The following is a 24,507-nucleotide window of genomic DNA, read 5'->3' as shown; positions in this document are numbered from 1 at the left end:
TCTCAGCTCCCCCTAACGTTGCAGCGAACAGCCTCGGCTTGATCCGCAAGCCGCGGCCGGAGCAGTTGGAGGATCCGACCATGCTGACGATGTATTCCACCCCCTGGTGCGGCTACTGCCACCGGCTGAAGTCGCAGCTCGACCGGGAGGGCATCGGGTACGAGGTGGTCGACATCGAGCAGGACCCGAAGGCCGCGGAGTTCGTGATGAGCGTCAACGGCGGTAACCAGACGGTGCCGACGCTGCGCTTCGCCGACGGAAGTGCCCTGACGAATCCCTCGATCACCCAGGTCAAGCAGCACCTGGAGACGCTCAACGCCTGATCTGCCGGTTCATTCTCGGTGCGCGGCCGCCCCAACCGGGGCGGCCGTTCGTCGTGTTCGGGTACGGGCCACGGTGGCGACGGTCGGTGGGTGCCGGGAGCCCGGGAAGGTCGGTGTCGTCGGCCGGCCGGCGGGGCGCCGGGAGCGTCGGGCGGGTGGGTGGTGTCGGCGGGCGGGCCCCGGTCGGCGCGCTCAGGTGCCGGCCCCGCCACAGGTAGGCCCCGGCGGCCAGGGTGGCGATCCCGACCAGCGCGAACAACAGCCGGTAGTCCAGGAACCCGACCAGCAGGGCACCCGCCCCGATGGAGAACGCCTGCGGCCCGCTGACCACCGCCTGGGTGGCGGCGGCTACCCGGCCGACCAGCGCGGGCGGGGTACGACGCTGGATGAGCGTGTGCAACCCCACCATCGTCAGCGGGAGCGAGACCCCGGCCAGCAGCACCGCCGCGAACCCGAGCCGCAGATCGGGGTACGCGAGCGCGAGCGCGGCCGGAGAGAAGAAGGCCACCCCGGCGGCGAGCGTGCCGACCTCTCCGAGCCGGCGGACCAGCGTCGGTGAGCAGAGCCCGCCGAGCAACCCACCCACGCCCTGCACGGTGACCAGCACGCCCACGAACGCGGCGTCCCGGTTCAGCCCCTGGTCGACGTAGGCGAAGATGAGCGACTCGCTGAAGCCCATCACCAGTGACCCGAGGCCGTAGCCGAGCAGGGCCCGCCGCAGCGCCGGCTCGCCGGCCAGGTGCCGCAGGCCGGCGCCCAGTTCGGCCGGCCACCGCAGCCGTACGGCCGGCGGCACCTGTTGCGGGGTGGGCAGCGCGGTCACCACCACCGCCGCGGTCAGAAATCCGACCATGCCGATGCCGGCCAGCGCCCATCCGCCGAGCGCCGCGTAAAGCGCCGCGCCCGCCAACGGGCCGACCAGTCGTATCCCCTGGCGTACGGTCTGGAGCACGCCGTTCGCCTCGGCCAGCAGCTCGACCGGCACCAGCTCGCGGATGAGCCCGCTGAGCGCCGCGCCGAGCGTGATGGACGAGAGTCCGTACAGGGCGGCCACCAGATAGACGACCCAGACGTCGCCCGCGTCGCGGACTGTGAACAGCGGGGCGAGCAGGGCCGCGGTCATCACGTTCGCGGCCAGGAAGAACGGCCGGCGCGGGTAGCGGTCGACGACCCAGCCGACCAGCGGCGCCAGCGTCATCGGCGCGATGACCGCGAAGATCGTGGCACCGGCCAATCCGTTCGAGCCGGTCAGATCCTTGACCCAGATGGCGAGTGCGAGCAGCAGGATCGACTCGGCGGTCATGCTGGCCAGCAGGCCGCCGAAGAGCAGGCGGAAGTCGGGTCGGCGCAGGATCGTGCGCATGGGGTCCCTCCGGCGGAATGGCCTGCCCAGATGGGCGAGGTCGACGGACCGCGACCGCGGGTCCGTCGTCGTCCGGCATTCCCGTGGTGCGATTTTCGCAAGACACGCCCTCGCCGGAACCTCCGACACCGGTCGCGCCGTCCATACTGACCGTGGGGGGCGAATTTCATACAGTTACCGTCGCGTCTGCGGCGGTCGACGGGAAAGAGGACACTGTGCCTCCTGCCGCACCCAGCCCGATCCTGCGTCGTCGCCGGTTGGGCATCGAGCTGCGCCGCCTGCGTGAGGCCGCGGGCCTCACTGGCGATCAGGTCATCGAGCGTATCGGTTGGGCCTCCGCGTCCAAACTGTCCCGCTTGGAGAACGGCCGCAGCCGACCGGACCCGCAGGACGTCGGCGACCTGCTCGACCTCTACGGCGCCGACCAGGCGCTGCACGACGACCTATTGGGCATCACCAACGAGGCCGGCGACATGCGCGGCTGGTTGAAGAACTTCCCGGTGATGACGCAGCAACAGCGCGGCTGGGCCGAGTTGGAGGCGGGCTGCGCGGAGATCTCCGAGTACAACCCGGTGCTGGTGCCGGGCCTGTTGCAGACCCCCGGGTACGCCCAGCTCCGGATCGTGTCGGCCGGACAGGTCAACGCGGGCGCGGGCGAGCCGGAGCCCGGCGACGAGCCGGAGATCGAGGTGCAGGCGCGGCTGGCCCGCCAGTCGCTGCTGACCCGCGAGCCGCACGCTCCGCAGTACACCGCAGTGTTGGAGGAGGCCGCTCTCGGCCGCCGGGCCGGGCCGCCGGAGGTGCTGCACGAGCAGCTGCTCCAACTCTGCGAGTTGGCTCTGCTGCCCAACGTGGCCCTGCACGTGCTGCCCAGGGACACCCAGATCGGCGATTGGTACCTTCCGCCGACCGCTTTCTCGGTCTATCGGTTCGCCGATCCCCTCGATCCGGAGACATTAACCATCGAAGGTGGCTTCACCGACGTCATGTCGACCGAGGCAATCACGCTAAATCGCTATAAAGTGGTGTTCGAGTGGCTATGCACGGCGGCACTTAACGCTTCGGACACCCTCTCCTGGCTGATCGAGGCGACGGGACGGCTGACCGAGGCGACGCCCCCATCCACAGTGGCGTTCGGGCCGGCAACGGCGCCGACCCAACGCCGCCGGGACTCGGGGCGACTGACGGACCGGTGATCCACGGGGGACCCTCCGTCGGGACGTGCGGCACCACTCGTCCCATCGGATCGCTGCACATCAGGAGCAGAGCCATGAACGACATCCGCAACACGCCGTCCGTCTCCGCCCACTCGTTGGCGGACGCCCCGTGGCGTACCAGCACACGCAGCCAGACCTCCAACTGCGTGGAGGTCGCACCGCTCGCCACCGGCCCGTCGGCGGTCGCCCTGCGCGACAGCAAGGACCGGGGCGGCCCGGTGCTGCTGTTCAACCGCACGGGGTGGCTCGGTTTCATCACCGGAGCGAAGAAGGGCCAGTTCGATCTGAACTGATTCGGTGACCGGGTACGGGGCCGTCGGCGCACAGCCGGCGGCCCCGTCGTGTCACACCCCCGCCGGCCCCGTCGCTCTGCGAGCCGGCGACCCTGCTGAGCAGCCATCCGCCGATCGGACGAGGCTCGAAACCGATAGGCGCGTTTCAGTTGCTGGGACGAACACGGGGCGTAACATGGCCTTCGAGAACGTGGAACTTCCACACTGGCTCATCCGTCGCGGTTCATCCGGAGACCCTCATGCGGTTCCTGATCGTTCGCACCGACATCCGCGCCGTCGCCGACGGGGACATCGCCGCCGCCTGGGCGGACGGCCACCGACTTCGCGACGAGACGACCGCGCCCGAGCCCCGACGGCAGATCGTGCACGCCGAGGACCGGGACGCCGCACTGCTGCTCGCCCGCGCCCTGGCCACTGTCGGCGCGGTCCGCGCCGGGAAGCAGCGGGTCAAGGTCCTCCCGCTGATCGAGCCTCGGCTCGCCTTCCGACACAGACCGGGCCGCATCGGCACCTGATTCCACAGGTCGTCCGTCGTGGTCGGACCGGCTCCCCCGCCGCGTTACTCGCACCCGCCGACCACGACGGCCCGTGTTCCCGGCCCGTGACCGCCGCGGCAACGGCGGCCACGGGTCGGGACCGTGCTCAGCGGTCGGCGTCCACCCAGCCGTCCAGCCAACGGTGAATGAGGAACAGCGCGATCGACGACGGCGGCGGCAGGATCAGCCGGGCCCCATCGCCCACATCCACCGTCTCCCCCGCCAACGCGGCCCCGACCTCCCGGCGGGAAAACCACCTGGCGTACGCGATCTCCGACGGGTCGACCCGCACCGGCTCGGTCGGGTTCGCGGTGGCCAGGAAGCCCAGCATCAGCGAGCCGGGAAACGGCCATGCCTGGCTGCCCACGTACCCGATGCGCTCGACCCCGATGCCCACCTCCTCGCGGACCTCACGCAGCACGGCCGCCTCCGCCGACTCGCCCGGCTCCACGTAGCCGGCCAGGCAGGAGTAGCGACGGCCACCCGGGGTGCCCAGCCAGCTGGCGTTGTTGCCGAGCAGGCAGCGGCCGTCCACGCCGTCCACACCATCGTGGACGAGCACGATCATCGCCGGGTCGGTACGCGGCCAGATCCGCCCACCATTGCGGTCCACCCGGGACCAACCGGCCTCGTCCATCGCGGTCGGCGCCCCGGTGCTCGTCGAGTAACCGTGTCGGGTGTGCCAGTTGACCAGTGCAAGCGCGGTGGTGAAGATGCCAGCCTCCCGGTCGGCGAGCAGATGACCCACCTCCCGGAGGTGAACCGGCCGGGTGCCCGGGATCGCCGGCAGCGGCGCGTCGACTGCGAAGACCGGCACCCCGTCCGGCTCGACACCCAGGAACATCGCCGTCGACTCGGACCCCGCGGGCACGTCGCCAGCCCCGAACAGCACCAACGTCGGAGGCGACGTCTCCGTGCGGGCCAGCGTCCGACCCTCGTCGGTCGAGTCGAGCAGCAGCACCCGGGCGCGCAACCACGCCTCGGTCAGCCACTGCGAATCACCCCGCCGGTGCGCCGCCCGATCCAACGTGGACCGCGCCAACGGCGGCGCCGCCTCCCCGCTCACGCCGGCGCTCCACTGCTGAACCCCATGGCTCGCTCGCTCCGCTCGCTCACGCCTCTTGCTCGGTCTGCACCGTGGTCAGCGCGGCCAGCCCCGGGGTGACCCGCTCCGCGTCGCCGAGCACCACGATCGCCGCCCGAGCCGGTGCCAGGTACCGGGCCGCGGCCCGCGCGACGTCGTCGACGCTCGCCTTCGCCAACCTCACCGCGTACTCGGCGAGGAAGTCCAGGCGCAGACCGTTGCCCACGTACGCGCTGGTCAACGCCGCCAACCCGGCCTGGGTGGACATGCCGAGCTGGAGGGTGCCCAGGGCGTACTGCCGGGCCTGCTCCAACTCCTCGGGCTTCGGTGGGAGCGACGCCAACCGACCCAGCTCGTACGTGGTCTCCAGCAGTGCCGGACCGGTGACCTCGGTGGCCACGTCGGCGGCGGCGACCAGCACCGACCCGGCGACGGAATGCTCGATCACCGAGTGCGGGCCGTACGTGTAGCCCTTGTCCTCGCGGATGTTCTCCACCCACCGGGAGGAGAAGTAGCCGCCGAAGATCAGATTGGCCAGTTGCAGCGGGGCATGGTCCGGGTCGGTGCGCGACACCGCCGGGAGCGCGATCCGCAGCGAGGACTGCACCGAGCCCGGCCGGTCGATCAGCAACAGCGGCCCCGGCTCCAGCGGCGGGGTCGCGGGCAGTTCGGCCGTACGCCCGGCACCCGACCAGCCACCGAGCGCCCGCTCGGCGGCGTCCAGGGCCTTCTCCGGCTGCACGTCACCGACCAGCACCAACTGCGCGCCGGCCGGATGGACCCGCTCCGAGTGCACCGCGCGCAGCGCGGCCGGTCGGACGGCACGGATCTGGCCGGGCTCCGGCGTCTGCGTCGCGTACGGGTGTCGGCCGTAGATTCGCTTCAGCAGCGCCTCCCGGGCCAGGTGCGCCGGTTGACTCTGCGCCACCTGGATCCGGTCGACCAGCCGGTCCCGTTCGGTGGCCACCTCGTCGCTGGGGTAGCTGGCGCCGGTCAGCACCTCGGCCAGCAACTCCAGCATCCGGTCCAGACCGGTGACCAGGCCGGCGCCGGAGAGCATCAGCCGGTCCGGGTCGACGCCCGCGGCGAGGCCGCCGCCCACCTTCTGCAACTCGGCGGCGATCTGCGCGCTGGTCATCGACTCGGTGCCGGAGAGCATGGTCTGCGACAGCATCGCGCCGCGGGCCAGGTGAACCCGGCCGAACGGCACCCAGAGCCGCAGTTCGACAAGGGGTACGGCGGGCCGGCGTACGGCGATCACGGTGAGACCGTTGCGCAAGGTGCGCTCGGCCTGCTTGGGCACCTTGAGCTTGCGGGTCGGACCGAGCGGCGGCAGCGTACGCGGCCCGACCGGAGCGGTGGTGGTAGTCGTCGTCATCATCATCGGGCGCCTCCGGCAATGACCTCGATGGCGGCCCGACGCTCCGGGCGCAGGGTGGCCGCGGCGGCCCGGACCTGCTCCTCGGTGACCTCGCCGACCAGCCGGGGCAACTCGTTGAGCAGGCCCGGCTCGCCGCGTTGCTGCTCCAGCACTGCCATCCGGAGCGCCCGACCGAGCACCGCGTCGGTGTCCCGCAGCAGGTGGGTCGCCATCCGGGCCTGGGTGCGGGCCAGCTCACCGTCGGTCAGCCCGTCGGCGGCCAGCCGGTCCAGTTCCTCGTCGATGGTGCGCAGCACCTTGTCCACGTCTCCCCCCGGCGGCAGGTGCGCCTGCAACAGCAGCGCTGTGGGATCACGGACGTCGAACGGGTCGCCCATGAAACCGAGGTATCCGCCGAGGCTGGTCACCGTGCGGTCGCGCTGCACCAGCCGCTCGACCAGCCGCGACGCGTCGCCGTCGGTGAGCACCTCGGCCAGCACCACGTACGGCAGGTAGCCGGCGAAGTCGGTGACCGGGTCGGGCACGCGCCAGGCGCCGGCCACCGCGGGCAGCGGCGCCAGGGCATCGGTGTACGAGGTGCGCCGCTCGGCGGTCAGGTCGGGCTCGGTGAAGTCGGGCCGTTGCAGTGCCGGTCGAGCCGGCACGTCGCCGAAGTGCCGGGTGACCAGCTCGGTCGCCTCGGCCACGTCGATGTCGCCGCTGACGGCCAGCACGGCGTTGCCGCTGGCGTAGTAGCGACGGAAGAAGTCCGCGGCGTCGGCGACGGTCGCCGACTCCAGGTCGTCGAAGGAGCCGTAGCCGTCGTGGGCGTTCGGGAAGGTGTCGAACATGACCGGCGGCAGGGTCAGCCAGGGGAAGCCGCCGTACGGCCGGTTGAGGACGTTGACCCGGATCTCCTCCTTGACCACGTCGACCTGGTTGCGCAGGTTCTCCTCGGTCAGCCGAGGGCCACGCATCCGGTCCGCCTCCAGGAACAGCGCGCGTTCCAGCGCGTTGCTCGGCAGCGTCTCGAAGTAGTCGGTGTAGTCCAGGTGGGTGGAGCCGTTGAAGGTGCCACCCGCCCCCTGCACGTGCCGGAAGTGGGCCAGCTTCTCCAGGTTCTCCGAGCCCTGGAACATCAGGTGCTCGAAGAGGTGGGCGAAGCCGGTGCGCCCCTCCGGCTCCGAGCGGATGCCGACGTCGTAGACCACCGCCACCCCGATCACCGGGGCACTGCGATCGGGGGTGAGCACCACCCGCAGGCCGTTGTCGAGGGTGAACCGCTCGACCGGATACTTCGTCGCTGGAATTCTGGATCTCCGCGCCGCCACGGAGTCGACCCTAGCGCGTCGACACCTCCGCCACCCGCGACCTTCCCGGAGCCGCCGCGACCGGGGCCGTCACCAGGGGCAGCACCTCTGCCAGGTAGGCCACCGTCGCGGCCCGGTCGTGCCTCGCGGCCCCCGCGGTGACGGTGGCGGCACCGACCTGGTCGCCGTCGCCGGAGGTGGGCAGGAACCAGTGGAAGGTCATCGCGAAGTCGCCTCTCTGCCGGTGACCGAATGCCGGTTACCCTAGCAAGCTGGTAGGAAATACCGACATAACTGAGACGCGCCATCCCGCCATGTGGATGGGTCTTGACGCTGACCGCAGCCTGACCCACTCTTCCTACCAACTAAGTAGGAATACTGCGGATTGGATGGACGATGAGACGGTTCCCCCTGCGCCGGTTGGTCACCCTGGCCACCCTCGCCGCCCTCGGCGCGGCGACCCTGGGCAGCACCGCCGCGTGCGGCGACGACAGCGAGGGCACGGGCGGCAGCTCCGGCCCGGTGACGCTGCGCCTCGGCTACTTCCCCAACATCACCCACGCGCCGGCGGTCGTCGGCGTGGAGAAGGGCATCTTCGCGGAGAAGCTCGGCACCGACGTCAAGCTGGACCCGAAAACCTTCAACGCCGGCCCGGCCGCCATCGAGGCTGTCTTCTCCGGTGCGCTGGACGCCACCTACATCGGCCCGAACCCGACAGTGAACGCCTTCTCGAAGTCCAAGGGTGCGGCCGTCCGGGTCATCTCCGGCGCGGCCTCCGGCGGCGTGGCGCTGGTGGTCAAGCCCGGCATCACCGGCGTGCAGGACCTGAAGGGCAAGAAGATCTCCACCCCGCAGCTGGGCAACACCCAGGACGTGGCGATCCGTTACTGGCTCAAGCAGCAGGGCCTCACCACCACCAAGGAGGGCGGTGGTGACGTCAAGATCGTGCCGCAGGAGAACGCCCAGACCGTCGAGACTTTCAACAGCGGCGCGATCGACGGCGCGTGGGTGCCCGAGCCGTTCGTCTCCCGCCTGGTCAACACCGGCGGCAAGGTGCTTGTCGACGAGCGCGATCTGTGGCCGGACAAGAAGTTCGTCATCACCAACCTGCTGGTGAGCACGAAGTTCCTCAAGGCACACCCGGACGTGGTGCAGAAGCTTGTCGACGGCCAGGTGGCCGCCAACGAGTTCGTCAACAGCAAGCCCGACGAGGCGCAGCAGGCGATCTCCGACGCGATCGGCAAGATCACCGGCAAACCACTGGACCTGAAGCTGATCAAGCAGGCGTGGCCGACGTTGGAGTTCACGAACGACCCGATCTCGTCCTCCCTCAAGGCCGGGCTCGACCACGCCGTCGACGTGGGACTGACCGAGCCGGTGGACCTCAAGGGCCTGTACGACCTGAAGTACCTCAACAACGCGCTCCAGGCGCAGGGCGAGCCCGAGGTCGTCCAGCCATGACGTCGACCACGACGACGCCGCAGAGCGCGACCACCGCGGTCGCGCTCTCCGGCGTGACCAAGGTGTACGGGCGCGGGGCGAACGCCGTCCTGGCCCTGGACGGCGTGTCGCTGGACGTCGCGCCCGGCGAGTTCGTCTGTCTGGTCGGCGCGTCCGGCTGCGGCAAGAGCACCCTGCTCAACCTTGTGGCCGGGCTGGACCGGGTCAGTGGTGGGCAGATCACCCTGGCCGGTGACGCCAACCCGGGCCTGATGTTCCAGGAGCCGGCGCTCTTTCCGTGGCTGACCGTCGACGCCAACGTGGAGGTGCCCCTCAAGCTGCGCCGGCTCCCCCGGGCCCAACGCCGCGAGCGGGTGGCCGAGCTGCTGCGGACGGTGCACCTGGCCGACTTCGGCCGCAAGCGCCCACACGAGCTCTCCGGCGGGATGCGGCAGCGCGTCGCGCTCGCCCGCACGCTGGCCCTGGACACTCCGGTGCTGCTGATGGACGAGCCGTTCGGCGCGCTGGACGCGATGACCCGGGACATCCTGCACGACGAGCTGGAACGGATCTGGTCCGAGCGCAAGCTCTCGGTGCTCTTCGTGACGCACAACGTCCGCGAGGCGGCCCGGCTGGCCGACCGGATCATCCTGCTCTCCAGCCGACCCGGTCGGATCATCTACTCCACCGAGGTGAACATCCCGCGCCCTCGCCGGATCGACTCCCCCGAGGTCGCCGCCATCGCCGCCGAGGTCACCGAGCGGCTCCGTACGGAGGTGGGCCGCCATGGCCAGTGACACCCTCACCAGTTCGGCGCGTACCGACGCGGAGATCACCGGCCTCGACGCGCTGGAGATCGCCGGTCGGGACAAGGAGGCATCCCGGGGCGCTCGGCTCTGGGCGGCCACCTGGCCCAAGCTCGCCGCCCTGGCCATCGCCATCGCCGCCTGGCAACTCGTGGTCCTCTCGGGTTGGAAGCCGCCGTACTCGCTGCCCGGTCCGCTGGAGGTCGGCCGCGAGCTGATGACCCAGGCCCAGGGCCCCCAGCTCTGGGAGGGCCTGGTCACCACGCTCCGCCGGGCCGCCCTCGGGTACGTCTTCTCGGTCGCCGTCGGCCTGCTGCTCGGCCTGGCGGTGGCCCGATCCACGGTGCTGCGCGCCGCCATCGGCTCGATGATCACCGCGTTGCAGACCATGCCGTCGATCGCCTGGTTCCCGCTGGCCATCCTGCTCTTCGAGCTGAGCGAGAAGGCGATCTTCTTCGTGGTGGTGCTCGGTGCGGCGCCGTCCATCGCCAACGGGGTGATCTCCGGAGTGGACTACGTGCCGCCACTGCTGAAACGCGCCGGCCGTAACCTGGGTGCCCGGGGGCTCAACCTCTACCGGTACGTCATCGCGCCGGCCGCCCTGCCGGCGATCGTCGCCGGGCTCAAGCAGGGCTGGGCCTTCTCCTGGCGCAGCCTGATGGCCGGTGAGCTGCTCGTGGTCGGCATCTCACAGACCTCGCTCGGCGCCCAGCTCACCTACTCCCGCGAGTTGTCCGACTCACCCTGGCTGCTCTCCACGATGATCGTCATCCTGGTCGTCGGCCTGGTCGTGGACGCCGCGTTCGGCGCGGCGGACAAGGCGATCCGGCGCCGCTGGGGCGTACTGGACCAGGCTGGTCAGTGACGTGTTCGTCTCCGCGCGCAGCGACTACGCGCTCCGGGCGATGCTCGCCGTCGCCGCCGCCGGTGGTGGTGGCGGCGACGGCGACCGGGTCGGCGAGTTGGTGAAGGCGGCCAGCCTGGCCGAGGTGCAGGACATCCCGCTCAGCTTCCTGCAGGGCATCCTGCTCGACCTGCGCCGGGCCGGTCTGCTGCACAGCCATCGCGGTGCCGACGGCGGGTACGCGCTGACCCGACCAGCCGACGAGATCACCGTCGGAGACGTGCTGCGCGCGGTCGGGGGCTCGCCCACGACGGTGCGCGGTCTGCCGGCCGAGCGGGCCGGCTATCACGGGGTGGCCGCGGGGCTCACCGACGTCTGGCTGGCGGTGCACGGGGCGATCGCCACGGTGGTCGACAGCACCACCCTGGCCGACCTGCTCACCCACGCCCCCACCACAAGGTGAGTCACACGCCCCCACGCCGCGATCTTGCACTTACTGTCCCAGCATAAGTGGCATACCGTGTTATATCGACAACTGAAAGTGCAAGATCGGCGCGCGAGAGGCGCGGCCGGGGACGAGGCGACGGTGATGTGGTCGGGCCGGTGCCCCGCCGACCCGACCACATCTCGTACCGATCCTGACCGGGCCTGCCCCTCCGCCGGCGCCGGTAGGCCGGTCGCTGCTCAGCCCACGTGTGCGGTCGCCGGGCCGGGGCCCAGGTCGCCGGGACTGTGCAGCTCCACCAGACCGGCGGGAGCGTTACCCGCCGGGGTGGCGTGCCAGGGTGCGAAGGCCGCAACCATGGCGAGCAACAATCCGGCGAGCGCGACCGCGACCACCAGGATCAGTTCACGCAGTGCGCCCGAGCCGGCTTCGCCCGCCATGGTCACCCCTCCCGTGCCGGGCCCCCCGCCCGACTTCCCCCGTCGGTCAGCTTTGACCACTGACGACCGGGGCGCAGTCGGCCAGCCGACCCAACAGAGGCTGATTACCGATTCAACCGAACGGTCAGGTGGCGGGGAGCACCGTACGCGGACAGGCGTCCCGCCGACCGGTGGACACGGTCGGCGGGACGCCGGACGACATCAGTCGATCAGTACCTGGCGGTGCACCACTGGACGGTCTTGATGTCGTTGACCTGATCCAACTCCGACTCGTACTGGTAGAAGCACGCCGAGGCCGTCAGGCCCTTGTCGTTGACCATCTTCGACCAGGAGCCGGCGGTGCCCAGATCGTCCTGCCAGCTACGCTGCCGGCCATCCGAGTACCAACTGAACACCAGCACCCCGCTCATGTAACCGAAGCTGTCGGTCTGCCGCGCCCACGCCGTCCGGCAGAAGGGGCTGTATCGCAGCTCCACGTTGGATGCGGTCTTCACCGTCCTCGCGTCCTGGGCGCAGGAGCCGCGGACACCCCCGACCAGGGCAGAATACGTCTGCGAGTCCTTGCCGTCACAGGGGCTGCCGCACCCGACAGTGGCCGCTGACCCGGCTGTGGGAACAGCCATCGACCCGACCACGATGGCGGCCGCCAATACGCCGGCAGTGCGCGCAAGGCGACGACGGGAGAATTCGGTGACGGCCGCGCGGGCACGCCGTAGAGAACCGATCACACGCATGTCCTCATCCAATCGCTCGGCACAGAGGTGTGCCCGGACATGCCATCAGCAGCCGCCACGACCCGGTCACAGCTCCGTCATCACCGTCCGGCTCGACGGCGGTGATTGACCTGCCGAACGAAACCGACCCGCCCCGCGGAAGCGGGGCGGGCCGGTCGACGTGCAGAAGATCAGACGGTACGGGGGCGACGCGGGCGGCGGGAGCGGCCCGACGCACGGTGCGCCGGCCGGGCGCCACCGTCGGTGGCCGAGCCACCGGAGGTGCGTACCCGAGAGACGGGCGCCGGCGGAGCCACGATGGTCACCGGCACGCCGGACGGCTCGCGGGCACCGGTCACCCGGGCCAACGCCCCGTCACCCGCGCGCACCTGGACCGACTCGGGCCGGATGCCGGCGGTGGCCATCAGCCGGGACACGTCCCGACGCTGCTCCGGCAGGACCAGGGTGACCACGGAGCCGGACTCGCCGGCCCGGGCGGTACGGCCACCCCGGTGCAGGTAGTCCTTCGCCTCGGTCGGCGGGTCCACGTTGACCACCATGTCCAGGCCGTCCACGTGGATGCCACGGGCCGCCACGTCGGTGGCGACCAGGGCGGTCACCTGACCATTGCGGAACTGCTCCAGGATCCGGGTGCGCTGCGGCTGGGACTTGCCGCCGTGCAGCGCGGCCGCGCGTACGCCCTTGGAGAGCAACTGGCGGGCCAGCCGGTCGGCGCGGTGCTTGGTGCCCATGAACAGGATGGTGCGGCCCTCACGGGCAGCGATCCGGGTCAGCGCGTCGGGCTTGTCCGCGGCGTCGACGTGCAGCACGTGGTGGGTCATCGCGGTGACCGTCGCGGTGCCCGGGTCCACCGAGTGGGTGACCGGGTTGCTCAGGAAGCGACGGACCAACCGGTCCACACCGCCGTCCAGGGTCGCGGAGAAGAGCATCCGCTGCCCCCGCGGCGCGACCTGCTCCAGCAGCTTGGTGACCTGGGGCAGGAACCCCATGTCGGCCATCTGGTCGGCCTCGTCGAGCACGGTGATCTCGACCTGGTCGAGCCGGGCGTCGCCACGGTTGATCAGGTCGTGCAGCCGGCCTGGGGTGGCGACGACCACCTCGGTGCCGGCGCGCAGGGCGTCCGCCTGCCGCTGCAACGACAGCCCGCCCACGACGGTGGCGCAGCGCAACCCGACGGCGCGGGCGTACGGGGCCAGGGCGGTGGTGACCTGCTGGGCCAGTTCGCGGGTCGGTACCAGCACCAGGGCCAGCGGGCGACCCGGCCGCGCCTTACGGCCGGCGGTGCGGGACAGCAGCGGAAGCCCGAAGGCGAGGGTCTTGCCGGAACCGGTACGACCCCGGCCCAGCACGTCCCGGCCGGCGAGCGAGTCGGGCAGCGTCGCCGACTGGATCGGGAACGGCTCGTTGATGCCCTGCGCGGTCAACGCGGTGAGCAGCGCCGGCGCCAGACCGGTATGAGCGAAAGACGGAATAACTGTGGTCATGCGGAAGCCTTCCTCGACGCGGCACGTGTCGAGGGAGGGCGCCGAAGTCGGCGCTGTCACCAGCGGAAAAAGGCCGCCAGGACTCACAAGCACGAACCGAAAGGGAGTACAGGCCGGCCCGCCGCCGGGCCGTCGCCTGCGGAGGCAGGCAACAGCGGGGCGGGCCGGTCCCGTCACCGTCACACCCGGAGGGCGCGACAGGTAGTGCTGACCGATCCGAAGATCAGAGCGGGCGGATGTTCTCCGCCTGCGGGCCCTTCTGGCCCTGGGTCACCTCGAACTCGACCCGCTGGTTCTCGTCCAGGCTCCGGTAGCCGGAGGACTGGATCGCCGAGAAGTGGGCGAAAACGTCGGCGCCGCCGCCGTCGGGGGTGATGAAGCCGAAGCCCTTGTCAGCGTTGAACCACTTCACGGTGCCAATAGCCATGTGTTTCGTCTCCTTGACGGAACGTCGGTCACGCACTTGTTGCGTGCCCGAAGAGGAGCGCTCCGCGCGGGGATGCGCGAATCGCCTGTCGCTTCTGGTCGCCCCGCCCGGAGAACTCCGGACACAACAAAGAGCGCCTGGGGCCACAATCCCGCCAGGCGCACACAGAGTCTCTGGTAACCAAAACTGCAACCCGTTCAACCTACCACGGTTTTCCCCGCAGTGGTCAACTTCGGGCAGAATCCTCGGGCAACTGGGCGATCATGGCCGTGAGGCCCGTCACATCCAGCAGATCGGCGGGCCGAACGGTCACCCCGTGTCGGACGTAGTGGAACGCCGCGCCCACCCGGTCGACCGGCACACCGGCCAGCTCCGCCCAGGCCAGCCGGTACACGGCAAGCTGCACGGCGGCCACCTCGGCCGCCGACCCGGTGGGCTGCGCGCCGGTCTTCCAGTCGACCACGTCGAACCGGCCACCCGGCCGCGCGAAGACCGCGTCCATCCGGCCCCGCACCACCACTCCGGCGATCACCGTGGCGAACGGCACCTCCACCTCCACCGGTGACCGGTCGGCCCACTCGCTGGCCAGGAACCGCTCCTGAAGCTCGACCAGAGCCTCGTCGGGTGCGGCATCGGCGTCGGCCGCGCCGGGCAGCTCGTCCAGGTCCAACAGACGGTCGGCGCCGAAGCGCTGCTCCAACCAGGCGTGGAAGGCGGTGCCTCGACGGGCGTACGGGTTGGGTTCGGCCGGCACCGGGCGACGCAGCGTACGGGCCAGCGCCGCCGGATCGCGCCGCAACGCCACCAGCTGGGTGACGCTCAGCGCCCCGGGCAGAGCCACCTCGACCGCACCGGAGAGCCGGGTCAGCTCGGCGCGCTCCGCCAACAGCAGGTCCGCCTCGCGCTGCCAGCGCGCCACCTCCGGATCCACCTCCGGCTCAACCGGCTCGGCCAGCTCGACCTCCGACCCGTGCGCCGTCACCGGCCCGGGAAGCACCGGCCCGACCGGCCCGGCAAGCACCGGCCCGACCGGCCCGGGGAGCGCCGCGGCCGGACCGTCGGCCATCAGGCGACGTACCAGCCCGGCCGCCTCGGCCAACGCCGGCCGGCGACCGCCCAGCGGGTCGGCCGGCCACTCCGCGCGAAGCACCACCTCGGCCGTGGGGTTCGTCGCGTCGGGGGTCGGCTCCGGCGCCCACGCGTCGATCAGGTGCCCCGGCCCGCCGTCGAGGCAGGCGTCGTACATCTCACGCAGGAAGACCGACGGACCCCGCGGTCGCTTCGTGCCCTCCCCCCACCAGTAGCCGGAGCAGAGCAGCAGCCGGCGCGGCCGGGTCACCGCCACGTACGTCAGCCGGCGTTCCTCCCGCTCGTCGTGGGCCCGCCACGCGTCGGTGAAGTCGGTCACCGCCCGCGCCACGGCCCGCTGGTCCTCCGCCTCGTCGAGCGCCAGCTCCGGCAGCCCGTCGGCGTCGCCGCGCAGCGGGAACGGCAGCACGCCCAGCCCACCCAGCCAGTGGTCGGAGTTGCGCACCGGCCCCGGCCACAGCCCACGACTCAGCCCGGCCACCGCCACCACGTCCCACTCCAGGCCCTTGGCCGCGTGCGCGGTCACCACCTGCACTGCGCCATCCACCACCTCGACCTCGCCCGGCGCGAGACCACGCTCCTCGTCCTCGGCGGCGGCCAGGTAGGACAGGAAGCCGGACAGGGTCGCGCCGGGCGTCTCCCCGCTGAACCGGGCCGCCACGTCGCCGAGCGCGTCCAGATGCCCCCGGGCCAGGCCCGCGTCGCCGGCGCCGTCCCGGCCGGCCCGCACCGCGACCTCCACGTCCAGGCCGATGGTCCGCTCGATGTCCGCGATCAGGTCCGGCAGCGCCTGGTCCAGTCGGTAGCGCAGCAGCGCCAACTCCCGGCCGTACGCGCGCAGCCGCGCGAAACCCTCCGCCGAGTACGCCTGCGCCGGCCCGAGGTCGGCCAACGCCTCCACCAGGGTCGCCTCGTCCAACAGGTCGGGGCTGATCTCGGCGGCGTCGTCGTCGGCGGCCACCTGTCGCCGGGCGTTCGCGATGGCCCGAGCCCGTCGGTGCAACGCCACCAGGTCACGCGGCCCGATCCGCCAACGGGCGCCGGTGAGCAACCGCAGCAGCGCCGCGCCATCGGTCGGGTCGGCCAGCACCCGCAGCGTGCACACCACGTCGCGTACCTCGGGGGTGTCCAGCAGACCACCCAGCCCGACCACCTCGACCGGAAGGCCCCGCGCACGCAGCGCCGACTCGATCGCCGGGATCTGGCTGCGGACCCGGACCAGCACGGCGGTCGTCGGGCGCTGCGCCACCGGGATGTGCTCCGGGGCCGCGCCCGGCATCCCAGCCGCCCCGCGCCAGGCGGCGAGCACGCTGTCGGCGATCCAGTCGGCCTCGTCGGCGTACGTGGGCAGCATCGCGCAGTGCACCGTGCCGCCGGCCGCACCGCTCGGGCTGCGGTGCGGGATCGGGTCCCGGACGGTCAGCGCGGAGCGCAGCTCCGGCACCCGGGCACCCGCCGCCCGCAGCGGGGTGGAGAGCGCGTTCGCCACCCGGAGGATCTCCGGTCGGTTGCGCCAACTCGTGGTGAGCCCCAGCGCCGGGGCCGGCTCACCGTTGGCGCGGGCGAACTCGGTGGGGAACCGGTCCAGGGTGCCCGCGCTGGCCCCCCTCCAGCCGTAGATCGACTGGCACGGGTCGCCCACCGCGGTCACCGGGTGCCCACCGCCGAACAGGGCGTTGAGCAACACCACCTGGGCGTGGCTGGTGTCCTGGTACTCGTCGAGCAGCACCACCCGGAAGCGGTCCCGCTCGATCACACCGACCCCCGGGTGGTCCCGGGCCACCCGGGCCGCCCGGGCGAGTTGGTCGGCGAAGTCCATCGCCTCGAAGTCCTCCTTGCGCCGGGCGTACGCCCGCACCAGCGGCAGCAGACGCAACCGGGTCTGCTGGAGGCCGAGTGCCTTGCGCACGTCGGCGTACACCCGACCCGGCCGGGACTGCACCTCGGCGAAGAACCGACCGGTCCAGGCCGCCAGGTCGTCCGGCGCGACCAGATGCTCGTCCAACTCCCCGGCGAGCGCCAGCACCGCGTCGGTGATGGTGCTCGGCATCCGGTCCACCTCGGACATGTCGCCGTCGTAGTTGCGCACCAGCAGGTCGACCAACTGCCATCGGGACGCCTCGGTGAGCAGCCGGGTGGACGGCTCGTAGCCGGCCCGCAGCCCGTGCTCGGTGACGATCCGTCCCGCGTACGAGTGGTACGTGGAGACGGTGGGCTCGCCCGCGAGCGGATCGTCCAGCGGGTCCCGTCCCTGCCGGCCGAGGCGGCGGATCAGCTGGTCGAGCCGGGCCCGTACGCGATGGGCCAGCTCGCCGGCCGCCTTGCGGGTGAAGGTCAACCCGAGGATCTGCTCCGGCCGCACGTACGAGTTGGCCACCAGCCAGACCACCCGCGCGGCCATCGTCTCGGTCTTGCCCGACCCGGCGCCCGCGACCACCAGCAGCGGCTCCACCGGGGCGGCGATGATCGCGGCCTGCTCCCGGGTGGGCGCCGGCAACCGCAGCAGCTTGGCCAGCTCCACAGGTGTGTACCGGGGGCCGGAGTCCGCGAGCCGGGGCGTCGGCGCGGGACCCGCGCCGAACAGGGTGGGCTGACTCACCGTGCCGTCTCGGTTCCCAACACCGGCGCACTCCTCGCCCTCACGGGTGCCGTCCCAGGTCGTGACCGGGCTAGCAAGATCACTCCTCACCCTCGCGGGTGCGCCGGACGGTGGGCGGCTCGACGACCTGGCGGCCCTGCCCGGAGACCGGGCAGCTGGTGCGCACCGGGCAGACCCGACACTTCGAGTTGGCCACCGCGGCGAACGTGGCGGCTGCCATCGTATCGGCGGTCCGCCGGACCAGCGCGGTCGCCCAGCCGGCTGCCGGCCCCTCGCTGGCCGCCGGCTGGTTCTGCTCTCTGGCGTCCTTGGCGGTGGTCCCGAGCTGCACCAGCGCGGCACCCCCGGACTCGTCACCGAACTCGGCGAACGCCCCCGCCTCCACCGCCGCCTGGTAGGCGCCGAGCTGTGGGTGCTCCGCCAGGTCGCTGCCGGTGACAGCTGTGGACTTGCCGGTCTTCAGGTCGATCACCACGAGCCGCCCGGCCTCGTCGACCTCCAGCCGGTCGACCCGACCGGTCAGGTCGACGGGCCGATTCGGGTCATCCAGGCGGACGGCGAACTCGTGTTCGATCGCGAGCAACCGACGCGGGTTGGTGGCCAGCCAGCGCAGCAACTTGTCGACCATCGCCTCGGCGCGTTCCCGCTCCGGCCCGGCCATCCACCGGGCCGCCAGCTCGATCGCGTCGAACCGGGCGGCCACGTAGTCGAGCAACGCGCCGCGGTCGGCACTGGCGTCCTCGGCGAGCATCGCGGCAGCGTGCACCAGGTTGCCGACTCCCTGCGCGGTGCTGGTCGGGCCGCTGCCGCCGTGCCGTTCCAGCAGCCAGCGGAGGCTGCACCGCAGGGCGCTCTCCATAGCCGACGGGGTGACCCGCACCGGGTCTCCGTCGTCGACGAGCGGCCGGTCGTCGGAGAGCACCCGCAACCCCCACCAGTCGTCGGGGTGCGCGCCGGGCACCCCGGCGGAGGCGAGCCGGGCGAGTTCGGCCGCCGCGGCGCGCCGCCGGGCCGCCGGGGCGGCCGGGTCGGTGATGGCGGTACGCAGTTCCGCGACCAACGCCGGCAGGGTGAGCGCCCGAGGTGGACGGGTCACCGGCAGTGCCCCGGGGCGGTCCGGCTCCTCATCGCCGGTCTCGCCCGCAGCACCGCCTCCGGTGCCGCCCGAGGACGGCTCGCTGCGTGGGCCGGGCGGCGGGCCGGGCGCTGTCGGCGGCGTGGGCGGGGGGCCGGGCGTGCTCGGCGGCGTGGGTGGGGTGCTCGGGCCCAGCTCGTGCAGGAACCGGCTCGGCTGCTCCTCGTGATCGTCACCGCCGACGGCGGCCGACGCCACGGCGCTGACCAGCAGTCGGTGCCGGGCCCGGCTGACGGCGACGTGGAAGAGCCGACGCTCCTCGTCCAGCAACGCCGAGGTCTGACCCACCACGTTCGCCGCGGTCGCGCCGTCGACCGACCGGCCGGCCAGCACGTCGACCAGTCGCTCGGAGCCGAGCAGGCTGCCGCGTAGTCGCAGGTCCGGCCAGATGCCCTCCTGTACGCCGGCCACCGCGACGAGGTCCCATTCCAGGCCCTTCGCGGCGTGCGCGGTGAGCAGGCGTACCGCCGCACCCCGATCGGCGGTCGGAGCGATGGTGTCGGCCGGCAGGTCCTGGGCGAGCACGTGGTCGAGGAAGACCTCGGCGCGCGCGCCGGGCAGCCGGTCGGTGAACCGGGCCGCCGCGTCGAAGAGGACCAGCACGGCGTCCAGGTCACGGTCGGCGGCCTCGGCCCGCCGCCGCCGGGCCAGGTCGCCCTCGCCGGCCTCCGGGCGCCCCTGGTTGATCGCGCCGGCCCACCGCTCGGCGAGACCACTGGCGTGCCAGACGGCCCAGAGCACGTCCTCGGCGGTCGAACCCGGCCGGGCGGCGGCTTCGCGTGCGATGGCCAGCAGCCCGGCCACCGCCTGCGCCGGCTCCGCCCAGCGCCGCTCGATGCCCGCCAACTCCTCCGGGTCCTGCAACGCCTCGACGATCAGCTCCCCGGAGGGGCGTCGGTCACCGCCGGCCAACGCGAGCGCGCGCAGGCCCTGCCGCAGCCGCCGCTCGGCCAGCGGGTCGGCCCCGCCCAGTGACGAGTGCAGCAGCGCGACGGCCGCCTCCTCGTCGAGTCGTTCCGGCTCCAACGCGCAGCGCAGCAGGAGCAGCAGCGGCGCGACCGCCGGTTGCAGGTGCAGGGGCAGATCCTCGCCGTGCACGACAGTGGGTACGCCGGCGGCGTGCAGGGCCCGTCGCAGGGTGGGCAGCTGCAACGCGGTCGACCGCACCAGCACCGCCATCCGTGACCAGGGCACGCCGTCGAGCAGGTGAGCCGAACGCAGCGCGTGGGCCAACCAGGCGGCCTCGCTGGTCGCCGAGCGGAACGTGTGCACCTCGACCACGCCGGCCGGCGCGTCCGGCAGGGGGTGCAGCCGACGGTGCGCGGCCGGACCCCGCAGCCGGCGACCCAGCCGGGCGATCGCCGCGAGCAGGTCCGGCCCGGCCCGGTACGACGTGGTCAGCAGCACCTGCGCGGCCGGCGCGCCGGAAGCCGTCCGGAAGCGGTGCGGGAACGTCGCCACCCCGGCCGGATCGGCGCCCCGGAAGGCGTACGTGGAGGAATCCGGGTCGGCGAACGCGACCAGGGACTTGCCCCCGCCCGCGATGACCGAGAGCAACTCCAGTTGGGCGGGGTCCGTGTCGGCCAACTCGTCGAGGTAGACGTGGGCGAGCCGGCGGCGCTCGGCGGCCAGCAACTCCTCGTCGTCGCGCAGCAGCCCGGTGGCCGCCCGGACCAGCTCCGCCGGGTCGTACGCGATGGAGCCCCGGTTGCTGACGTCGCGCAGCGCGAGCACGGCGACGTACTCCCGGAGGAAGCGGGCGGCGGCCGGCCAGTCGGCGCGGCCGAGCTTCTCACCCAGCCGGGCCAGGTCGATCGGGCCCACGCCGCGTTCGGCGGCGCGCATGAGCAGGTCGCGCAGCTGGCCGGCGAACGCCCGGGTCCGTAGGGCGGGGCGCAGGTCGGTCGGCCAGCCGATCGGGTCGTCCTCGGGCTCCTCGCCCACCACGTCCAGCAGCTCACGGATGATCAGATCCTGCTCGGGGCCGGTGAGCAGCCGGGGCGACGGTTCGCCCCGCTCGGCGGCGGCGCGGCGGAGCAACCCGAAGGCGTACGCCGGGAAGGTGCGCACCAGCGGCTCGCGCAGCACCCGGTGGCCGTCCTGCGCGATCCGGGCCTCGATGCGCTGCCGCAGCGCGGTGGCGCCTCGGCGGCCGAAGGTCAGCACGAGGATCCGTTCGGGGTCGACCCCCTCGGCCACCCGGGCGGCGACCGCCTCGACAAGCGTGCTGGTCTTGCCGGTGCCCGGGCCTCCGAGCACGAGCATCGGCCCGTCGGTGTGCCCGACCACCTCGGCCTGCACCCGATCGACCCGCCAGCCGCTGCCGCCGACCGCCGGCGCGGGCCCGGCCACGCCGTCGGGCCCGCCTGCCGCGCCGACAACGCCCTCAGACGTGCCGCCGCTGCCAGGCAGCGAAGCACGGTCAGGCGTCCCCCCGCCCTCCCGCGCCGGCCCTCCGGGCCGCCGCACCAACCGGTACGCCTGCATCAGCTCATCCCATCAGACCCATACGACACCCACCCCACCTCAACCCCAACCCCACCACCGCACCCCATCCACCCCTGTCGATCATGAAGTTAGCGGCGCGACACGCCGACAGCGATGTCGCCAACTTCTTGATCACCGCGGCCGGGCCGGGCCGGGGGTGGGCCGGGGTGGGGCAGTCAGGTTAGGTGGGATTCCAGGACGTTCAGGGCCTCTTGGACGGTGGTGGTGACCGTCAGGAGGTCGCGGCCGGCGGGCTTCAGGAAGGTCTGGTCGGCCAGCGTGTCCAGCCAGTCCAGCAGGGGGCGGTAGAACCCGTCGGTGTCGATCAGCACCATCGGCTTGGTGTGCAGGGCGAGGGTGGCGGTGGTCCAGACCTCGAACAACTCGTCCAGGGTGCCCAGCCCGCCGGGCAGGGTGAGGAAGGCATCCGACTTGTCGATCATCAGGGTCTTGCGGCTGGCCATCGAGTCGGTCACCAGCAGCTCGTCCGAGGCCAGGTCGGCGACCTCCAGATCGACGAGCGACTGCGGGATCACGCCGACGGTGCGCCCACCGGCGGATCGGGCGCCGTCCGCCAGCGCGCCCATCATGCCGACGCAGCCACCACCGCTGACCAGCGTGTGCCCACGCCGGGCAAGCTCCGCGCCGGTCTCGGCGGCGAGGTCCAACCAGCGCTGATCGAGGGTACGAGAGGAGGCGCAGAAGACGCAGATCGCCGCCATCAGTCGTGATCCCGGGGCTGCTCGGCGGCCTGAACGGCTGCGGCCTGCTGGGCTGCGCCGGTGCGGGCGACGGCTTCTTCCCGGACCGCCTCCTGCTCGGCAGAGAGCGCGGCCTCCGCCTCGACGATGTACTTGACCGCCTCGTTGACGTCGTCAGTGAGGCAGATGAGGTCCAGGTCGACCGGCCCGATCTTGCCGGTGGCGGCCATCGTGTCGCGCAGCCAGTCCAGCAGGCCCTGCCAGTAGGCGACCCCCATGAGCACCACCGGGAACCGGGTGACCTTGCCGGTCTGCACCAGGGTGAGCGCCTCGAACAGCTCGTCCATGGTGCCGAACCCACCGGGCAGCACGACGAACGCCTGGGCGTACTTGACGAACATCGTCTTGCGGGCGAAGAAGTAGCGGAAGTCGATGGCCAGGTCGACCCACTCGTTGATGCCCTGCTCGAACGGAAGCTCGATGCCGAGCCCCACGGAGAGCCCACCGGCCTCGCTGGCGCCGCGGTTGGCGGCCTCCATCACTCCGGGCCCGCCTCCGGTGATCACCGCGTAGCCGGCTCGGGCCAGCGCGCCGGCCAACCGCTCGGCCAACTGACACTCGACGCTGTCCGGCGCGCTGCGCGCGGAGCCGAAGACGCTGACCGCCGACGGCACGTCGGCGAGGGTGTCGAAACCCTCGACGAACTCGGCGAGGATGCGCAGCGCTCGCCAGGCGTCCTTGCTCTTCCAGTCGCCCCGCCCCCGCGAATCCAGCAACCGCTGGTCCGCGGTGCTGCTCGGGATCGACCCCCTGCGAAGGGTGACCGCACCGCGATGACGCTCCTGTCCCGGACCGCGACCGGCCTCCCGCCCGTTGCTCTGGCTCATGGGCCAACCGTAGTGGAGCAGCACCGGCCGGGTACGCGGGGCGCAGACGCCGAGAAATAGTTCGGGATCATGGGCAACTATTCGGCTCTCCCGTACGTCTTACTATTCACATACCGGGTATGCCCCGGCGCGCGCCTTCGGGGGAGGAGACAGCGTGATCAGCAACAGCGAGATGATCCGGATCCGTCGCCAGATGCAGCGACGGATCCAAGACGTGGTGGCCGAACGCCGCCGCACCCGCCAGCAGAACCCAACCCCCACCTCCCCCACACCTTCCGGAGCCGATCAAGAGGTTTGCGTCGCCGACAACGGGCCAGGCTGACGCAAACCTCTTGATCACCGACGGGCGCGGGAGGCGGAGCCGGGGTTAGGCCGGGGCCAGCCAGCGGTGCAGGGTTGCCGCACCGTCGCGGATCTTGCTGATCTCGACGTGCTCGTCGGGGTGGTGGGCGAGGTTCGGGTCGCCCGGCCCGAAGTTCAGCGCGGGGATGCCCATCGCCGCGAACCGGGCCACATCCGTCCAGCCCAGCTTGCCGATCGGCGCGGCGCCGACCGCCGCCAGGAACTCCTTCGCGGGAGCCGCGTCGAGCCCGGGCGCGGCACCGGCAGCCGTGTCGGTGACTGTCACCTCGAAGCCGGCGAACACCTCACGCAGGTGCGCCTCCGCCTCGGCCGGGGTGCGATCCGGGGCGAACCGGTAGTTGACCTCGACCTGACAGAGATCGGGGACCACGTTGCCGGCCACCCCGCCGTTGATCCGGACCGCGTTCATGCCCTCGCGGTAGTCGCAGCCGTCGATGGTGACCCGGCGCGCCTCGTACGTCTGGAGGCGTCGCAGCACCTCACCGGCGGCGTGGATGGCGTTCACCCCGTGCCAGGAGCGCGCCGAGTGGGCGCGTACGCCGGTCGTGGTGACCACCGAGCGCATGGTGCCCTGGCAGCCCGCCTCGACGATGCCGTACGTCGGCTCCAGCAGCACCGCGAAGTCCGCCTCCAGCCACTCCGGGAACGCCTGGGCGACGAGGTTGAGCCCGTTGTACCGGGACTCGATCTCCTCGGCCTCGTAGAAGAAGTACGTCACGTCGTAGCGCGGCTCGGGCAGCGTCACCGCCAGGTGCAGCGCGTACGCGGTGCCGGACTTCATGTCGGAGGTGCCGCAGCCGTACATCAGGTCGCCGCGCATGGTCGACGGGAAGTTGTTGTTCAGCGGCACCGTGTCGAGGTGTCCGGCCAACACGACGCGCTGCGACCGACCGAGGTCGGTGCGCGCCATCACCGTGTTGCCGTGCCGGTGGGTGGTCAGGTGCGGTACGCCCCGCAGCACCTCTTCGACACAGTCGGCGATGGCCTTCTCGTTGAGGGACACGGACTCTATGTCGACAAGTGCGCGGGTCAGCTGCACCGGATCGGCGAGGACCTCGGGGGTCAGCGGGTTCTCCATGGTTCGCACGGTACCTTCAGGTCTGTCAGCGCGAGGAGCGAGCCGAGGTCAGCCCGGCCGTG

23 protein-coding genes are annotated in these 24,507 nt (G+C 72.0%); 9 read left to right on the top strand and 14 right to left on the bottom strand.

What is annotated here, in order from left to right:
- The first annotated feature begins 80 nt into the window (after positions 1 to 80).
- A complete protein-coding gene (locus KBX71_RS17315; protein ID WP_030337579.1) occupies positions 81 to 323 on the top strand; it encodes a mycoredoxin in 243 nt (80 codons plus the stop codon).
- On the opposite strand, the gene KBX71_RS17310 is transcribed toward KBX71_RS17315, so the two are convergent.
- Positions 313 to 1,686 carry an MFS transporter gene (locus KBX71_RS17310; protein WP_210819039.1) on the bottom strand — a complete coding sequence of 458 codons (1,374 nt, stop codon included), beginning with the start codon at positions 1,684 to 1,686 and terminating at the stop codon, positions 313 to 315. The two genes, KBX71_RS17315 and KBX71_RS17310, sit on opposite strands and share 11 nt — an antisense overlap.
- Before the next feature lie 215 nt (positions 1,687 to 1,901).
- On the opposite strand from KBX71_RS17310, the gene KBX71_RS17305 reads away from it, so the two are divergent.
- The 3 genes from KBX71_RS17305 to KBX71_RS17295 all read left to right on the top strand — a co-directional run bounded on the left by KBX71_RS17305 (position 1,902) and on the right by KBX71_RS17295 (position 3,711).
- On the top strand, positions 1,902 to 2,882 hold the full coding sequence (locus KBX71_RS17305) for a helix-turn-helix transcriptional regulator (RefSeq protein WP_196929639.1): 981 nt from the start codon (positions 1,902 to 1,904) through the stop codon (positions 2,880 to 2,882).
- 74 nt (positions 2,883 to 2,956) lie between these two features.
- Positions 2,957 to 3,196 carry a DUF397 domain-containing protein gene (locus KBX71_RS17300; RefSeq protein WP_124822952.1) on the top strand — a complete coding sequence of 80 codons (240 nt, stop codon included), beginning with the start codon at positions 2,957 to 2,959 and terminating at the stop codon, positions 3,194 to 3,196.
- A gap of 239 nt (positions 3,197 to 3,435) precedes the next feature.
- Positions 3,436 to 3,711, top strand: a complete 276-nt coding sequence (locus KBX71_RS17295) for a hypothetical protein (RefSeq protein WP_210819038.1) — start codon at positions 3,436 to 3,438, stop codon at positions 3,709 to 3,711.
- Between the two features lie 127 nt (positions 3,712 to 3,838).
- Here KBX71_RS17295 and nudC read toward each other — a convergent pair whose 3' ends face one another.
- Genes nudC through KBX71_RS33770 form a run of 4 tightly spaced genes read right to left on the bottom strand, consistent with a single transcriptional unit; the run spans position 3,839 to position 7,709 of the window.
- Positions 3,839 to 4,798, bottom strand: a complete 960-nt coding sequence (nudC, locus tag KBX71_RS17290; protein ID WP_210819037.1) for an NAD(+) diphosphatase — start codon at positions 4,796 to 4,798, stop codon at positions 3,839 to 3,841.
- A 46-nt stretch (positions 4,799 to 4,844) separates the two neighbouring features.
- Positions 4,845 to 6,194: a pitrilysin family protein gene (locus KBX71_RS17285; RefSeq protein ID WP_210819059.1), complete on the bottom strand. Its 1,350-nt coding sequence runs from the start codon at positions 6,192 to 6,194 to the stop codon at positions 4,845 to 4,847.
- A gap of 2 nt (positions 6,195 to 6,196) precedes the next feature.
- The gene (locus KBX71_RS17280; protein WP_210819036.1) at positions 6,197 to 7,507 is read right to left on the bottom strand and encodes a pitrilysin family protein; all 1,311 of its coding nucleotides are present in this window, start codon (positions 7,505 to 7,507) and stop codon (positions 6,197 to 6,199) included.
- Positions 7,508 to 7,517: 10 nt separating this feature from the next.
- A complete protein-coding gene (locus KBX71_RS33770; protein ID WP_247683611.1) occupies positions 7,518 to 7,709 on the bottom strand; it encodes a hypothetical protein in 192 nt (63 codons plus the stop codon).
- 173 nt (positions 7,710 to 7,882) lie between these two features.
- On the opposite strand from KBX71_RS33770, the gene KBX71_RS17270 reads away from it, so the two are divergent.
- Genes KBX71_RS17270 through KBX71_RS17255 form a run of 4 tightly spaced genes read left to right on the top strand, consistent with a single transcriptional unit; the run spans position 7,883 to position 11,039 of the window.
- Positions 7,883 to 8,947, top strand: coding sequence for an ABC transporter substrate-binding protein (locus KBX71_RS17270; protein ID WP_210819035.1), 1,065 nt, complete (start codon positions 7,883 to 7,885; stop codon positions 8,945 to 8,947).
- Positions 8,944 to 9,723, top strand: a complete 780-nt coding sequence (locus tag KBX71_RS17265) for an ABC transporter ATP-binding protein (RefSeq protein WP_030490447.1) — start codon at positions 8,944 to 8,946, stop codon at positions 9,721 to 9,723. Before KBX71_RS17270 ends, KBX71_RS17265 begins: the two co-directional genes overlap by 4 nt.
- The gene (locus tag KBX71_RS17260; RefSeq protein ID WP_210819034.1) at positions 9,713 to 10,597 is read left to right on the top strand and encodes an ABC transporter permease; all 885 of its coding nucleotides are present in this window, start codon (positions 9,713 to 9,715) and stop codon (positions 10,595 to 10,597) included. Before KBX71_RS17265 ends, KBX71_RS17260 begins: the two co-directional genes overlap by 11 nt.
- A 1-nt stretch (position 10,598) precedes the next feature.
- Complete coding sequence (locus KBX71_RS17255; RefSeq protein WP_210819033.1) at positions 10,599 to 11,039, top strand: Rrf2 family transcriptional regulator; 441 nt, start codon at positions 10,599 to 10,601, stop codon at positions 11,037 to 11,039.
- A 221-nt stretch (positions 11,040 to 11,260) separates the two neighbouring features.
- Here KBX71_RS17255 and KBX71_RS17250 read toward each other — a convergent pair whose 3' ends face one another.
- The 8 genes from KBX71_RS17250 to KBX71_RS17215 form a co-directional block, all read right to left on the bottom strand.
- Positions 11,261 to 11,461, bottom strand: coding sequence for a hypothetical protein (locus KBX71_RS17250; protein WP_210819032.1), 201 nt, complete (start codon positions 11,459 to 11,461; stop codon positions 11,261 to 11,263).
- A gap of 209 nt (positions 11,462 to 11,670) precedes the next feature.
- Entirely contained in the window at positions 11,671 to 12,084 is a 414-nt protein-coding gene (locus KBX71_RS17245) for a DUF2690 domain-containing protein (protein ID WP_210819031.1), read from the bottom strand.
- 281 nt (positions 12,085 to 12,365) lie between these two features.
- A complete protein-coding gene (locus KBX71_RS17240) occupies positions 12,366 to 13,679 on the bottom strand; it encodes a DEAD/DEAH box helicase (protein WP_124817971.1) in 1,314 nt (437 codons plus the stop codon).
- 223 nt (positions 13,680 to 13,902) lie between these two features.
- Positions 13,903 to 14,106 carry a cold-shock protein gene (locus KBX71_RS17235; protein ID WP_007464836.1) on the bottom strand — a complete coding sequence of 68 codons (204 nt, stop codon included), beginning with the start codon at positions 14,104 to 14,106 and terminating at the stop codon, positions 13,903 to 13,905.
- A gap of 226 nt (positions 14,107 to 14,332) precedes the next feature.
- Positions 14,333 to 17,794 (bottom strand): ATP-dependent DNA helicase, encoded by a 3,462-nt coding sequence (locus KBX71_RS17230; RefSeq protein ID WP_210819030.1) that lies wholly within the window; start codon positions 17,792 to 17,794, stop codon positions 14,333 to 14,335.
- 79 nt (positions 17,795 to 17,873) lie between these two features.
- Positions 17,874 to 21,416 carry an ATP-dependent DNA helicase gene (locus tag KBX71_RS17225; protein WP_210819029.1) on the bottom strand — a complete coding sequence of 1,181 codons (3,543 nt, stop codon included), beginning with the start codon at positions 21,414 to 21,416 and terminating at the stop codon, positions 17,874 to 17,876.
- A 176-nt stretch (positions 21,417 to 21,592) separates the two neighbouring features.
- A complete protein-coding gene (locus tag KBX71_RS17220) occupies positions 21,593 to 22,138 on the bottom strand; it encodes a TIGR00730 family Rossman fold protein (RefSeq protein WP_124817817.1) in 546 nt (181 codons plus the stop codon).
- Complete coding sequence (locus tag KBX71_RS17215; protein WP_210819028.1) at positions 22,138 to 23,004, bottom strand: TIGR00730 family Rossman fold protein; 867 nt, start codon at positions 23,002 to 23,004, stop codon at positions 22,138 to 22,140. The genes KBX71_RS17220 and KBX71_RS17215 overlap by 1 nt, the downstream gene beginning before the upstream one ends.
- A gap of 154 nt (positions 23,005 to 23,158) precedes the next feature.
- Here KBX71_RS17215 and KBX71_RS17210 point away from each other — a divergent pair, with 154 nt between their 5' ends.
- Positions 23,159 to 23,326 (top strand): hypothetical protein, encoded by a 168-nt coding sequence (locus KBX71_RS17210; RefSeq protein ID WP_196930473.1) that lies wholly within the window; start codon positions 23,159 to 23,161, stop codon positions 23,324 to 23,326.
- Between the two features lie 45 nt (positions 23,327 to 23,371).
- Here the strand turns inward: KBX71_RS17210 and dapE are convergent, their stop codons facing one another.
- Positions 23,372 to 24,445, bottom strand: coding sequence for a succinyl-diaminopimelate desuccinylase (gene dapE, locus KBX71_RS17205; protein ID WP_210819027.1), 1,074 nt, complete (start codon positions 24,443 to 24,445; stop codon positions 23,372 to 23,374).
- Between the last annotated feature and the right edge of the window lie 62 nt (positions 24,446 to 24,507).

The sequence above is a fragment of the Micromonospora sp. D93 genome (genome assembly GCF_018070365.1).
GTDB classification, from domain to species: domain Bacteria; phylum Actinomycetota; class Actinomycetes; order Mycobacteriales; family Micromonosporaceae; genus Micromonospora; species Micromonospora ureilytica.
Note: the sequence above shows the minus strand (reverse complement) of the source record. Positions and strands in the feature narration are given on the sequence as shown.